Below are 14696 nucleotides of genomic sequence, written 5' to 3'. Positions count from 1 at the left end.
AAATTAGTAGTTTTCATGAGAAAAAGCGACCAAACTTTTCCTTTAAATTACTAAACTTCAGGGACTTTTATAAATTTAATTATTTGAAAATTAGATGTTTAACAGCATAAATTTAAATTTTGTCATCTACTAAATATAGAGATATAAGCTCAATACAGCGGATATATCCTCCCTTTTTTATACTTTTGCACCATCATGGAACAGCAACAATCACATCTCAAAGAAAAAGAGCGTACCGACTTACGTGAACCGCGGCGCTTCAAGGTAATTATCTATAACGATGACTTCACCACAATGGAATTTGTCGTCAGAATACTGACTACCATATTCCACAAATCACCTGTAGAAGCAGAAACGCTAATGATGCAAGTGCACAAAAGTAAGGCGGCAGTAGTAGGTATCTATACGTATGACATCGCACAATCGAAAGTACAAAAAGCCACCCGCATGGCACGCAACGAAGGATTCCCCCTCCGGCTCTCCGTCGTACCGGAAGAGAAAGAATAAACGACAAAAGAAGAATACAGACATGCAATATACAGAACATGTAAACCGCGCATTCATTTCCGCAAAGGAAAAAGCATTATCCTACAGGCACGAATTCCTCATGCCCGAACATCTGCTGAGGGCACTGACAGAGCAGATACCCTTCATCTATTCCCTGCAAGAGTACTACTGCGACATCGACGAGTTGAACCATACGTTGGACAAATACCTCGCGGAAGAATTGGAAAGCATCCCCCAAGACACAGACTATGAGCTAGAAATATCAGTACAAATGACTGAAATTCTGGAGCATGCACACATCATAGCGAGCTACGCAAGCAGAGATGAAGTAGATGTGCCGCATCTGGTGGAAGGAATGCTCCAATTGCAAGATTCCTGGGCAACCTATTTCCTAAAAGACAATATCGAATTCCTACCAGAGTTCATCAGCGAACTCATCTCGCAATACGAAAACGTAGAAGACGCAGAGTACAACTCCAGCGACATGCAGGAGAAGAGTGAGCCTTGGCGAAACTACGTAACCTGCCTGAACGACTGTCTGGAGACACACAATCCATTGATAGGTCGGGAAGCCGAACTGGAACGTACCATCCAAGTGCTTTGCCGAAAAGACAAGAATAACCCGCTACATATAGGCGAACCGGGAGTAGGAAAAACCGCCCTCGCCTACGGGCTTGCCGCACGCATCGAAGCGGGTAACGTCCCCGAACGCCTTGCCGACTGCCGTATCTACGAGCTGGACTTAGGCACCCTGCTAGCGGGTACGCAATACCGGGGCGACTTCGAAAAGCGCCTGAAAAGTATCATGGACGGCGTGTCGAACGAAGGGGATGCCATCATCTACATCGACGAGATACACAATCTGATAGGTGCCGGACGTACGGGCGACAGTTCCATGGACGCTTCCAACATGCTGAAACCCTATTTAGAGCAAGGAGATATCCGTTTCATCGGCTCCACCACTTACGAAGAATATAACCGTTACTTCGCCGGAAGCAAAGGATTGGTACGCCGTTTCCAAAAGATAGACATACTCGAACCGAGCATCGAAGAGGCCATCCGTATCGTAGAGGGACTGAAAGAGAAATACGAAGAGTACCACAACGTAACCTATCGCCCCGACGCCATCCCCTACGCAGTCAAGGCAAGCGCCCGCTACATCAGCGACCGCTTCTTGCCCGACAAGGCGATCGATCTGGTGGATGAAGCCGGAGCCTGGCGCGAAATCCACCCTACCCGCGCCAAGAAGCAGATAGTGGACAAGGCTCTGATAGCCGACGTCCTGGCACGTGTATGCCAGATAGACACCCTTGCCATGAAGGAGGAAGACACCGCCTCGCTGGAGACACTGCATACGCGCATCAGCAGCCAGATTTACGGACAAGAAGAAGCCGTGCGCCAGGTTGTGGAAGCCGTGCAGATGTCAAGAGCCGGACTGCTGGACGAGAACAAGCCTGTAGCAAGCCTCCTCTTCGTAGGTTCCACCGGAGTGGGCAAGACAGAAGTGGCCAAGGTGCTCGCCGCGGAACTGGGCATCTCCCTGCAACGGTTCGACATGAGCGAATACACCGAGAAGCATACCGTAGCCAAACTGATCGGCTCGCCCGCCGGCTATATCGGCTACGAAGACGGCGGACTGCTGACCGACGCCATACGTAAAACGCCCCACTGCGTATTACTGCTGGACGAAATAGAGAAAGCCCATCCCGACGTGTTCAACATCCTGTTGCAAATGATGGACTACGCCACGCTCACCGACAACAAAGGCCGGAAAGCCGACTGCCGCCACCTGATACTCATCATGACCTCTAATGCCGGAGCACAGTATGCCCGTCAGGCATCCATTGGATTCAGTAGCCAAGTGACAGCCGGAGACGCCATGCTGAAACAGGTGAAGAAGACCTTCAAACCGGAATTTATCAACCGGTTGTCCGCCACCATCGTCTTCCACGACATGAACCGCGAAATGGTTTCGCTCATCCTCGACAAGAAACTTGGCGAACTGAACAGTAAGCTCGCCGCCCGCCACGTAGAGATGGAACTGGCTCCCGAAGCCCACGACTGGCTGCTGCAACGGGGATTCCTACCGGAATACGGTGCCCGCGAGATGGACCGCGTGATAGCCTCACACTTGAAGCCGCTGCTGATGCGCGAAATCCTGTTCGGCAAGCTGAAATCCGGCGGTAAGGCCTGCGTACAAGTGGAACAGTCCCGACTACAACTACAAATCTCAGCCCGATAACAATATGATTTTCCAATTAAGCGACCGACTTGCCTTTCCCGACCCTCACTACGGTGAGCCGGACGGGCTTTTGGCCGTAGGCGGCGATCTCTCCATCGACCGCCTGCTCCTGGCCTATTCCAACGGGATATTCCCTTGGTACGCATTCCGCGACGGCGTCATACAATGGTGGTGCCCGATGGAACGCTTCGTCATCTTCCCCGACGAGATTCACATCTCGCACTCCATGCGTACACTCATCAGAAAAGGGAAATACGGCCTCAGCATCAACCAAGCATTTCCCGATGTCATCCGTGCCTGCGGTGAGCAACGCATGCATATGGAAGGTGCCTGGCTCGGCGAAGAAATGATGGAGGCATACACCAAGCTGCACGAACAGCACTTTGCCGCCAGTGTGGAAGTTTGGGAAGGCGAGCAACTGGTGGGAGGACTCTACGGTGTTGCCTTAGGGAAATGTTTCTTTGGCGAAAGCATGTTCTCACGGGTTCCCAGCGCATCGAAACTGGCACTTATCTACCTGTCGCAAGTCTTCAGCCGAAATGGAGGTGTACTGATAGACTGTCAGTTCGAGACCCCGCACCTGAAGTCGATGGGAGGGAGATACATTAGCTACGAAGAGTACATGGAATACGTGCGAAAATAAGCACAGCAACCTGAGGCTGAAGTAACCATAAGTAGGTAATTTCCGGCATACAATACCATTTCAGAAAGTTTTTCCACAGAATACGTCTCCATTTCAAGAGTTTTTCATACCTTTACAGCATGTTGGAAAGCATGGACTCCTCGCAAACAGGAGAGATTTCTGCCGTAAGTAAGAGAAACAGCTGTCGCAAACAGAAGAAATTCCTGTCGCAAGTAAGAGAAACAGCTGTCGCAGACAGGAACGGTTCTTCTCTCAAGCAGGAACGGTTCTTCTCTTAGGTAGAAGAGATTCTCATCTCAGGCAGGAGAAATCCCTTCCAACCGCGAAAGCAAGAAAAAGAAAAAACAATATATAAAATGACCCACAAATGGAATTATCAACCCATTACACCCGAACAGGCAGAGACAAGCCAAAAACTGGCGCAGGAGTTAGGGATTAGCCCTATCCTTGGCGGACTATTGGTGAAGCGGGGAATAACAAAGGCACAGGAAGCCAAGAAGTTTTTCCGCCCGCAATTGCCCGACCTGCACGACCCGTTCCTGATGAAAGACATGGACGTCGCCGTGGAGCGCCTGAACAAGGCAATGGGAAAGAAAGAACGTATCCTGATTTACGGAGATTATGATGTAGATGGCACTACTGCGGTATCCTTGGTCTACAAGTTCATTCAACAGTTCTATTCGAACATTGACTACTACATCCCCGACCGCTACAACGAAGGCTACGGGGTATCGACCAAAGGAGTGGACTATGCTGCGGCAAGCGGCGTAGGGCTGGTCATCGTGCTGGACTGCGGCATCAAAGCCGTAGAAGAGATTACGTATGCCAAAGAGAAAGGCATCGATTTCATTATCTGCGACCACCATGTGCCCGACGATGTGCTACCTCCCGCCGTCGCCATACTGAATGCCAAACGTCCGGACAACACCTATCCCTACGAGCACCTCTCCGGCTGCGGGGTAGGCTTCAAGTTCATGCAGGCATTTGCCATCAGCAACGGCATCGAATTTCACCACCTCATCCCGCTGCTCGATCTCGTGGCGGTGAGCATCGCCTCGGACATTGTTCCTATAATGGGAGAAAACCGCATACTTACGTTCCACGGACTGAAACAGCTGAACAGCAACCCCAGCGTAGGACTGAAAGCGATTATCGATGTATGTGGCCTGACGGAGAAGGACATCACCGTCAGCGACATCGTCTTCAAGATAGGTCCGCGCATCAACGCTTCCGGGCGTATACAGAACGGAAAAGAGGCTGTCGACCTGCTGACTGAAAAAGAATTCTCGGTAGCCCTGGAGAAAGCCAACCAGATCAACCAGTACAACGAAACCCGCAAGGACCTCGACAAAAGCATGACCGAGGAAGCCAACAAAATCGTAGTCGGACTGGATGGTTTTGCCGACCGCCGTTCCATCGTGCTCTATAATGAAGATTGGCACAAAGGCGTTATCGGCATCGTCGCTTCGCGCCTGACGGAGATCTACTACCGCCCCGCCGTCGTCCTGACGCGCACGGAAGACATGGCCACCGGTTCTGCCCGCTCCGTATCTGGCTTCGACGTGTATAAGGCCATCGAGTATTGCCGCGATCTGCTGGAGAACTTCGGAGGACACACCTACGCCGCCGGATTATCCATGAAGGTAGAGAATGTGGAAGCGTTTGCCGAACGTTTTGAAGAGTTTGTCTCGCAGAATATCCTTCCCGAACAGACCAGTGCCGTCATTGATATCGACGCGGAAGTGGACTTCAAGGATATCACCCCGAAGTTCTTCAACGACCTGAAGAAGTTCAACCCCTACGGTCCTGACAACCCGAAGCCGGTGTTCTGTACACACAATGTCTATGACTACGGCACAAGCAAAGTCGTAGGACGCGATCAGGAACACATCAAACTGGAACTGGTGGACAACAAGTCGAACAACGTCATGAATGGCATCGCCTTCGGGCAAAGCTCGCACGTACGTTTCATCAAGACCAAACGTTCGTTCAACATCTGCTACACCATCGAAGAGAATACCCACAAACGCGGGGAGGTGCAATTGCAGATAGAGGATATCAAACCAAACTAAATGAAGGCGTGGAAAAATTGAATTTCACCACAAATTACTCAGATCATCACAGCTTAATTCGTTTGCTCATCTGTGATTTAATAAATAACTGTGGTAATCTCCGTAACTTGTGGTGAGTTTCGACACGCCTCCATCAACTATCAACCATCAAGGATTATGACCGCACAGCCCAACTCTCCACTCTCCGCTCTCCACTCCCAACTCCTCAAAAAGTACTGGGGATACGACAACTTCCGCGGCATACAGGAAGAGATTATCAACAGTATCGGCGAGGACAGGGACACCTTGGGACTGATGCCCACCGGTGGTGGGAAGTCCATCACTTTTCAGGTGCCCGCGCTGGCTAAAAAAGGGTTGTGCCTGGTGGTCACCCCGCTGATCTCGCTGATGAAAGACCAGGTACAGAACCTAAGGAAACGCGGCATCAGGGCACTCGCCATCTATTCCGGAATGTCCCGGCAGGAGATTGTCACCACGCTGGAGAACTGCATCTTTGGCGACTATAAGTTTCTATATATATCTCCCGAACGACTGGACACCGAAATCTTCCGCACCAAACTGCGCAGGATGACCATAAGCATGATTACCGTAGACGAAAGCCATTGCATCTCGCAATGGGGATACGACTTCCGCCCTGCCTACCTGAAGATTGCCGAGATACGCGACCTACTACCGAATGTCCCCGTGCTGGCACTCACCGCCACCGCCACGCCGGAAGTGGTGAAAGACATCCAGCACCGACTGCGCTTCCGCGAGGAAAACGTCTTCCGCATGAGTTTCGAACGGAAAAACCTGGCATACATCGTTCGCAAGACGGAGAACAAGACGAAAGAACTGCTGCACATCCTGCGCCGCATGCCGGGCAGCGCCATTGTCTACGTGCGCAACCGCCGACGCACGAAAGAGATCACCGAGCTGCTGATGCACGAAGGCATCACCGCCAACTTCTACCATGCCGGACTGGACAACGCCACCAAGGATATACGCCAGCATCGCTGGCAGACTGGCGAGAGCCGGGTCATGGTCGCTACCAACGCATTCGGCATGGGAATTGACAAGCCAGACGTGCGCACCGTCATCCACCTCGACCTGCCCGACTCCATCGAGGCCTATTTTCAAGAAGCAGGGCGTGCCGGGCGCGACGGAAACAAGGCATACGCCGTCATTCTGCATACCCCGTCGGACAAGATCACGCTATGCAAACGGATTCCGGACACGTTTCCGGAGAAAACATACATCAAACAGGTCTACGAACACCTACAATTTTACTACCAGATGGCCATGGGCGACGGTTGGGAATGCGTTAAGGAGTTCAATCTGGAAGACTTCTGCCGGAGGTTCAAGCATTTTCCCGTGCCCGTCAACAGCGCGCTGAAGATTCTGACCCAAGCAGGTTACCTGGAATACACCGACGAACAGGACAATGCCTCCCGCATCTACTTCACTATCCCCCGCGATGAGCTATACAAACTTCGGGAACTGGGTGAAGAGATGGACAAGCTGATCCAAATCGTACTGCGCTCCTACACCGGCGTGTTCACCGACTACGTCTTTATCAACGAAGACACCCTCGCCGTGCGCAGTGGGCTGACCCGCCGGCAAGTGTACAACATGCTGATACAACTGTCGAGGATGCACATCATCCACTATATTCCCCACAAGAAGACACCTTATATTATATATACGCGTGAACGCGTCGACACCTGCCAGCTGAACATACCGCGCATGGCATACGAAGAGCGCAAGGAACGATACGAAGCCCGCATTGAAGCCATGATAGATTATGTGACCAACGAAACGAGTTGCCGGAGCCGCATGCTGCTACGCTATTTTGGCGAGAAGAACGAACGCAATTGCGGTATATGCGACACCTGCCTCAGCTATCGGACAAAAGAGAAGCAGCCTCAGGCTACAATAGAAGAGTTGCGCGGTAAAGTTCTTCAAGCCCTCGAAGAACAACCCGGTAATCCGGCAGAGCTTGCCCAACGGATAACGGCAGATAAAGAAGCGCTGCTGGAAGCCATACAGCAACTGCTGGAAGAGAAGAAAATCCATTCCGTAAACGGAATACTGCAAACGGTATGAAATCCATAAATCCATCCCGTGAGATGAATATTTTCATCCCGTGAGACGGATTTTCTCAGCTCACGAGACGAATTTTCTCGGCTCACGGGACGGATTTTTTCAACTCACGAGACGATTTTTTTCAGCCCACGAAACAAAATCAGTCGCCCCATAAGACAAAAAAACATTCCCATCACTGAAGTCTATTGCCTCATCGGCATCTCGAAACGGTCTCCTTTGCTGGTTCGTACCACATGCTTGACACCCCGCCGGATGGTGCTCCACTTCGGGAATATAGCAAACGGACGAACCGTCTCGCGCCCGCAGAGGATAACCAGCAACGCAACCAACGCCACGATAAGCAACCAGCCATAAATCTCCTTCATAGAGACAACAAGCGCCTGCACCTGTACCATTCCATACAACTGCTCGATAGGCAGGTGGGCAATGTCAGGATTGAAATCCACGATATTCGCACTGAGCAGCGAAGCGTTCTTTGCCACCGTATGCCTCAGAAACTCTCCGATAACCGCGGGACCGAACGTCGCCCCCATCACCGCGCCAGTAAATCCATTGATAGTCAGCGCCTGCGGAAAAACCTGAAACGAAAGTCCGCTCTGCACAATGGAGGTGAGGAACACGATAGAGATAATCACAGACGCTGCCCCACGAAGAAACAGCGGGACGAACAGCATCTCCTTCTCCACACCATAGTCGATGAGGAAATAGAAACAGCCGAGGTAATCGGCAGCCAGTGCAAAGGCGATTGCCGTCATTGTCTTATAACGCCATTTGCGCAGGGCGAAAGTGAAATAAGTGAATGCACATCCGGCAATGATTCCTACCAAGGCATACCAGTTCAGGTCGATGAGATTGGTCTCATCGAAGCCAAGGATAGCGGCGGCATAAGTGTGCTCGAATACATGCTCAGTGCCCATCAGGGTAAAGAACACCAGATAGATGCCTGTGGCACGTATCACATTTCGGTTCGTCATCGCCTTGAGCGAGACATAGGGATGGTGCAGGAAGGTGGCGCGCCATAGGTTAATGCCCAGACAGGCAAGCCCGATCAGTGCCGCCCCCCGGATTTCGACAGCTTCCCACCAGTCGTAGAAGTTGCCGTAGACGCAGATGAACGTAAAACAAAGCATGAAGCCCGCCCAAAGCAGCGCACCTATCCAGTCGATGCCCAACAGAGGAATGGACATCGGCCCGCGGACGGGACGCACAAGTACGAGCACCATCACCATCATCAGGGCGAGTAGCCCTACCATAATCCAATGCATATATTCCCACTGAGAGAAGAACGCCGTATAGATAGTAGAGATCCCGCACAGCTGTATCACTCCGTCCACCAGAATATAGACGTAACAGAAGAAGACTGCCATGTCGCGGACAGGCGTCAGCCAAAGCTGTATGGTGGAGTTGCACGCCAACGTCGCCTGCATCCTGAACCAGCCTGCCACGAAGCAGGTGCCCACCAGTAGCGGTACGCTCGTGGTATGGGCACAGATCACGTTGGCGGCTATCAGCACCGCCCCTGCCGCAAGCAGCTGCACACGGTTGGAGAAGCGGAACTTGATGCGGAACATCACGGCAAAGTTGACCGCTAAGCCTATCAGCGAAGCATATCCTGCCATGAGAATATCTTCCTGCATCAGTGCCGTGGTGCCCACCATGTCGGAAGCGGCGGCAAGATAGACGCCTCCCGAAAACTGGATGATCAGCACAAAGAAGATAAACAGATAGGGCTTCAGCCGACGAGGAACGAAGTTGGGAACGTCCGGAATGTCGAACGGCCCCTGCGGAGCATGCCAGTCTGCCATATCAGTACTTCACACTACATTCCACATTCATGCCGGCACGGAGCCTTGCCATCTCTTCGGGGCGGTTGTCGGCGGCAAACTCAATCCTGACGGGGATGCGCTGGCGCACTTTCACGGAGTTCCCTGCTGAATTGTCCTGCGGAAGGAGCGAAAGCGACGCGCCGGTGGCGGTGGAAATGGCTTGTACGTTTCCACGGAAGGTTACGCCCGGAATGGCGTCCACCTCTATCTCGACCTTGCTACCGGGGGCAATGTGGCGGAGCTGGGTCTCCTTGTAGTTGGCAGTCACCCACACTTCACTCGAATCCACGACATCGAGCAACGTCTGTCCCGGCTGCACCAACTGCCCCACCTGTATCTCCTTGCGCGAAGTGTACCCGTCGCAAGGGGCAACGATCACGGTATAGCTGAGATTCAGTTCGGCCATCTCGAGCAGTGCCTTGGCAAGTTCGATTCCGGCTTCCGACTGGGAGATGCGCTGGCGATTGACATCTACCATCGAAGAGGTTGCCGAGCGTTGGCGGACAAGCATCTCGTAGCGGGCTTTCTTAGCCTCATAGTCCGTCTTGGCACGGTCGTACTGCTGGCGGGTAACAGCCTCCTGCGACAGGAGCTTCTCATAGCGCTCCAGGTCGGTAGCCGCATTGTCCATCAGCACCTTGGCTTCTGCCATCGAAGCAGCACTGACAGCCACATTGGCGGATGCCAAGGCCACCGTACGGTCTGCCACGCTGCGTCCGGCAAGCGCATTCTGATAGTCGGCATTGGCACGGGCTACATTAAGGCGCATGTCGGCATCATCGATGATGACCAACGTATCGCCCTTCCGGACCTTCGCATACTCTTTGAAACGGATCTCTTTGATGTAGCCCTGCACACGGCTGTTGACCGGCACTATCTGCTGGCGTATTTGTGCATTGTCGGTAAACTCGACATTGCCCAAGTGGATGAATTTGCTGCCCACCCATACGGCTGCTGCCAGAACGACTGCAAGGGTGATGACATAAGAGAGTATTTTTTTACTACGGTGTTTCATATCTTTCCTGTGGTGAATAAAAGTTTATAATAATAATAGATGATGTTTATGCGGGCATTGACCAGTTGCTGTTCAGCCTCCAGTTTGGCGTTGGTCGCATCGAGCATGTCGGTGATGAGCGCCATGTCTGCCGAGTATCGCGTGGAGATGGTGCGGTAGTTGCGTTCGGCAAGTTCCACGCTCTTCTGCTGCGTCTTCAGTTCTTCGTACGCCTCGAAGTAGTGCACGTGGTCGGCACTGACCGCCATCGAGAGGTTTTCACGTGCGGCATCCAGTTCTTCCACAGCTCGCTTCGTGGCAGCGCGGCTCTTTGCCAGCGAACGGTTGCTCTTGTAGAGTGAGGAGAGGTTGTAGCTGGCTCCGATGCCGATGTACCAGTAACTCAGGTTGCGGTTGATGGGCGGCACCTCCACCAGTATGGGACCGTCGATAGTCCAGCTCGCCTGAATCCCTATCTTGGGCAGGCGTTCGGAGCGTACCAAGGATTCCGCCTTCCGGCTGATGTCGACACTGGAACGCGCGAGGCTCAGCATGGGCGAGTTTCCCACAGCCTCTTGCTGCCACCACTCCGCCCCTTCCTTCGGCAGAGAACGGGTGAGAATAGTGGAATCGGGCACTACAAGCGTACCTTCGGGCATTCCCGCCGTGGTCACTAGATGGGTATTGAGGATGTCGAGGGTATTGTTTATCCTGACCAACTGTAACTCAAGATTCGACAACAAAAGCTCGTAGCGCGTGATGTCATTCTGCAGCACGGTTCCCTGTTCGTGGCGTGCCTGCATCTCTTTCAGCACCTTGGCTGCGGCGGCAATGTTGCTCTCCATAACCCCGCGCAGATTGGTGTACTTATAGATGTCAAGATAGAATCCCGCCAAGCGGAAGCGGATGTTGTCGCGCTGTAAGTCGGTGGCGTAGCGTGCCGCAGTAGATTTCAACTTGGCAAGCCCAATGGAGTTTGTCACTGCCCCTCCGGTATAGATGGGCTGGTTGACGTTCAGCGCTACTCCGTCGCCGAGGTGCGGTATGGGAGCTTTCTGCCAGTCGCTGAAGTCGCGTTTGGTGGTAAACCCGTCGCCTATATAGCTGACGTACAGCGATGCATTGACGTCCGGCAGTCTACCGACACGCGCAACGCGCATCTCATGCTCAGACTCGGTCTGTGCAGTAAATGAAGGCCGGAGTTGCGCACTGTGGGCTTCAGCGGTCTTGAAGATTTCTTCCAAGGTGATCACCGACTGACCGTAAGCACGCACTCCTCCGCTCAGCAGGACCACCGAAAGCAGCCCTGTGAGCAATCGAAGATTGTTCATAAGGAATTTGATTTATGTAATGTAAATTGATTATTTCGTCAGTCACGAATAGATGACTGCCTCTGGCTCGCCGATTTACAAGCCAGAAACCGGAGCTGTACTTTTCCAGTTCTCCATATACCCCCAATTATTCACAGGGATATTATTCATTATAATGCACTTGCTTTCTGTAGTCATGTTTGTACAATTCTTGTTGAATCGCGCTGCAAAATTACAAAAAAAATGAATGTTCCGCGCCCTCATGCGGCATTATTTTGTAACACCTGGAGCTAAGAAATTGATTATCATGCGTCTAATTTTCTTCATTTTCCAGCAAGAGATCTGATTACTTTTCTCCTGATTTATTCGCCTTTTCCACAGATTTTCCCTAAGTTTGCGCTTGATATAACAATCTGAAAACAAAGACATACACATTATGGGATTCTTTAAATCTTTCTTCGCCGGAAAGCAGGAAAAACCGGAAAACGAGAAACAGAAAAACGTTCAGAAGAACTTCGAGATATTCAAGTACGACGGCATGCGCGCACAACGTATGGGACGTCCGGATTATGCCATCAAGTGTTTCAAAGAGGCTTTGGCACTGCAAGAAGACTTCGAGACCATGGGTTACCTGAGCCAGGTCTACATGCAGACCAATGCCCTCGACAAGGCACGCCAGTTACTGGAACGCATGACGGAACTGGAACCGGAATACGTCTCTACCTATCTTGCCCTTGCCAATGTATGTTATCAGTTGGAAGAGTATCAGGCGATGGCGGACAGCGCACAGAAAGCCATCGAAATAGAAACAGGAAATGCCATGGCACACTATCTGCTGGGTAGGGCAAAGCAAAGCATGAACGACGGCATCATGAGCATCGCCCACCTCACCAAAGCTATCATGCTGGATGACGACTTCATCGAGGCACGCCTCTTGCGCGCCGAAGCACTGTTCCAGATGAGGCAGTACAACGAAGCGATGGAGGACATCGACGCCATACTGACACAGCATACCGACGACGAAAGTGCCCTCCTGCTGCGTGGAAAGATAAAGGAAGCCACAGGCGATGCTACCGCAGCAGAAACTGACTACGTGCACGTAACCGAACTGAACCCCTTCAACGAACAGGCTTTCCTCTATCTGGGACAACTCTACATCGAACAAAAGAAACTTCCGGAAGCCATCGCTCTCTTTGACGAAGCCATCGAACTAAATCCCAACTTCGCACAAGCATACCATGAGCGCGGACGCGCCAAACTGCTGAGCGGCGACAAGGACGGCTCCGTGGAAGACATGAAGAAAGGGCTGGAGCTGAACCCGAAAGAGATACAGGGCTTCAACGGACAGTTCGGCAATCCTGTAGGCGGAACACAGACCAACGTATTGGGGCTATAAGCACCCCTGCAAACGTTTGCGTGATTCGCCAATCCGATAATCCTGAATAAAGAAGATTCTCTTCGTCCATTCCACTATTTTTGCAAAGGGATTGATGTCTGTGCCATTCCGGCAAGACCTCTTTCCCTTTGTTTGCATCAACCTTGAAGAAAGGAAAAATGCACCTCGGCAGCGAAAAAAAAAGCAAGCCTTTTTGTCCTGTTTGCGGTTTGCATTACCTTTGGGAATATTTAGGAAATACCATGAACAAACCGCAGATTACCATCAAAGACATCGCCCGGGCACTGAACGTTTCTCCGTCTACCGTGTCGAGGGCACTGAAAGACAACCCGGACATCAGCCAGGAAACGCGCGACCTCATTCACCAGATGCAGCCGTTCAAGATGATGGTGGGCGACATGGTGAACGAGAAGCAGAAGGGACTTGCCTACTCCATCCAGAGTTTCCTGTGCAATGCCGGTAGCCTCGTCGGTTTTCTGTTCCCTTTCATCTTCACAAGTATAGGTATCAGCAACACGGCTTCGCAAGGGGTGATACCCGATTCGGTGGTTTATTCCTTCTACATCGGAGCCGCCATCCTGATACTCTGTGTCATCTACACCTCCGTGAAAGTGAAAGAGATGCCCCCTGCCGAGTATGCCGAATACCACGGCATCACAGCTGAAGATGAAAAAGAGAAGACCAACATGCTGAAACTCTTGGTGAAGGCTCCGAAGGCGTTCTGGACAGTAGGTTTAGTACAGTTCTTCTGCTGGTTTGCCTTCATGTTCATGTGGACGTACACCAGCGGTAGTGTAGCTGCCAATGTGTTCGACGCGCCCACTGTGGAGACCGTAGTGAACGGAGTCAGCAAGGTGGTGCTGGACACCAAGAGCATCCAATATCAGAATGCCGCCGACTGGGTAGGTGTACTATTTGCCGTACAGGCCATCGGTTCCGTGTTGTGGGCTGTCTGCATTCCGCTGTTCAAGAACCGCCGGTTCATCTACTCCCTCAGTCTCGTTTTGGGTGGACTGGGATTCATTTCCACCTATTTTATTCACGACCAATATGTATTGTTCATCTCGTTCCTGTTGATAGGCTGCGCATGGGCTGCCATGTTGGCACTGCCTTTCACCATCTTGACCAATGCACTGAGTGGCGGGCACATGGGAACATATCTGGGACTGTTCAACGGCACCATCTGTATCCCGCAGATTGTGGCAGCTGCGCTGGGCGGCATCATTCTTGCCCTGTTCACTCCCCAAGGCATGCTACCCCCCGAAATCAATATGCTGGTCATGGCTGGCGTCATGCTGATTATCGGTGCCGCCTGCGTGTACCTGATCAAAGAGACTAAGGGAAAGGAAAACAAGGCGTAACTTCGACTTCAGAAGAATGCACACCCTCGTTCAGCCTATTTACTATTTGGGTTCTTCGTCACTTTTGGGGCAGTTCATGTGTTAAAGCCAGTAAGTTTATTGCCTAACAAGGTCATGCTTGCCCTGTTGAACATGTATCTTTGGATAGCTTTAATTTTATTTCCTTAAATAGGCAGATATAGTCTACCTGTTGGTTGAATTAAATTAGGGATAGTCATTTAATTCCTTTACTTTGAATCAAGCGGCATACTTTCTCATAT

Annotated in this window: 9 protein-coding genes and 1 pseudogene; 7 read left to right on the top strand and 3 right to left on the bottom strand. The window is 51.6% G+C overall.

Annotation, left to right across the window (positions count from 1 at the left end):
- Positions 1-195 precede the first annotated feature (195 nt).
- From QZ323_RS13420 to QZ323_RS13400, 5 genes are all read left to right on the top strand, one after another.
- On the top strand, positions 196-507 hold the full coding sequence (locus tag QZ323_RS13420; RefSeq protein ID WP_294635213.1) for an ATP-dependent Clp protease adaptor ClpS: 312 nt from the start codon (positions 196-198) through the stop codon (positions 505-507).
- 22 nt (positions 508-529) lie between these two features.
- Positions 530-2749 carry an AAA family ATPase gene (locus QZ323_RS13415; RefSeq protein ID WP_294635212.1) on the top strand — a complete coding sequence of 740 codons (2220 nt, stop codon included), beginning with the start codon at positions 530-532 and terminating at the stop codon, positions 2747-2749.
- Between the two features lie 4 nt (positions 2750-2753).
- Positions 2754-3392: a leucyl/phenylalanyl-tRNA--protein transferase gene (aat, locus tag QZ323_RS13410; protein ID WP_294635211.1), complete on the top strand. Its 639-nt coding sequence runs from the start codon at positions 2754-2756 to the stop codon at positions 3390-3392.
- Between the two features lie 356 nt (positions 3393-3748).
- Positions 3749-5464: a single-stranded-DNA-specific exonuclease RecJ gene (recJ, locus tag QZ323_RS13405; RefSeq protein WP_294635210.1), complete on the top strand. Its 1716-nt coding sequence runs from the start codon at positions 3749-3751 to the stop codon at positions 5462-5464.
- Positions 5465-5620: 156 nt separating this feature from the next.
- Positions 5621-7549: a RecQ family ATP-dependent DNA helicase gene (locus tag QZ323_RS13400; RefSeq protein WP_294635214.1), complete on the top strand. Its 1929-nt coding sequence runs from the start codon at positions 5621-5623 to the stop codon at positions 7547-7549.
- Positions 7550-7731: 182 nt separating this feature from the next.
- Here the strand turns inward: QZ323_RS13400 and QZ323_RS13395 are convergent, their stop codons facing one another.
- From QZ323_RS13395 to QZ323_RS13385, 3 genes are read right to left on the bottom strand one after another with little or no spacing between them, the layout of a single operon-like run.
- Positions 7732-9354, bottom strand: a complete 1623-nt coding sequence (locus QZ323_RS13395) for a hypothetical protein (protein WP_294635209.1) — start codon at positions 9352-9354, stop codon at positions 7732-7734.
- 1 nt (position 9355) lies between these two features.
- Positions 9356-10390: an HlyD family secretion protein gene (locus tag QZ323_RS13390; protein ID WP_294635208.1), complete on the bottom strand. Its 1035-nt coding sequence runs from the start codon at positions 10388-10390 to the stop codon at positions 9356-9358.
- The gene (locus QZ323_RS13385) at positions 10387-11700 is read right to left on the bottom strand and encodes a TolC family protein (protein ID WP_294635207.1); all 1314 of its coding nucleotides are present in this window, start codon (positions 11698-11700) and stop codon (positions 10387-10389) included. The genes QZ323_RS13390 and QZ323_RS13385 overlap by 4 nt, the downstream gene beginning before the upstream one ends.
- Before the next feature lie 415 nt (positions 11701-12115).
- Between QZ323_RS13385 and QZ323_RS13380 the strand changes: the two genes are divergently transcribed.
- Positions 12116-13075 (top strand): tetratricopeptide repeat protein, encoded by a 960-nt coding sequence (locus QZ323_RS13380; RefSeq protein ID WP_294635206.1) that lies wholly within the window; start codon positions 12116-12118, stop codon positions 13073-13075.
- Between the two features lie 257 nt (positions 13076-13332).
- Positions 13333-14436: pseudogene (locus QZ323_RS13375) on the top strand (MFS transporter); the annotation flags it as partial.
- Positions 14437-14696 lie beyond the last annotated feature (260 nt).

The organism is uncultured Bacteroides sp. (assembly GCF_910585845.1).
Classification (GTDB): domain Bacteria; phylum Bacteroidota; class Bacteroidia; order Bacteroidales; family Bacteroidaceae; genus Bacteroides.
This window is presented reverse-complemented; position numbering and strand designations above follow the sequence as displayed.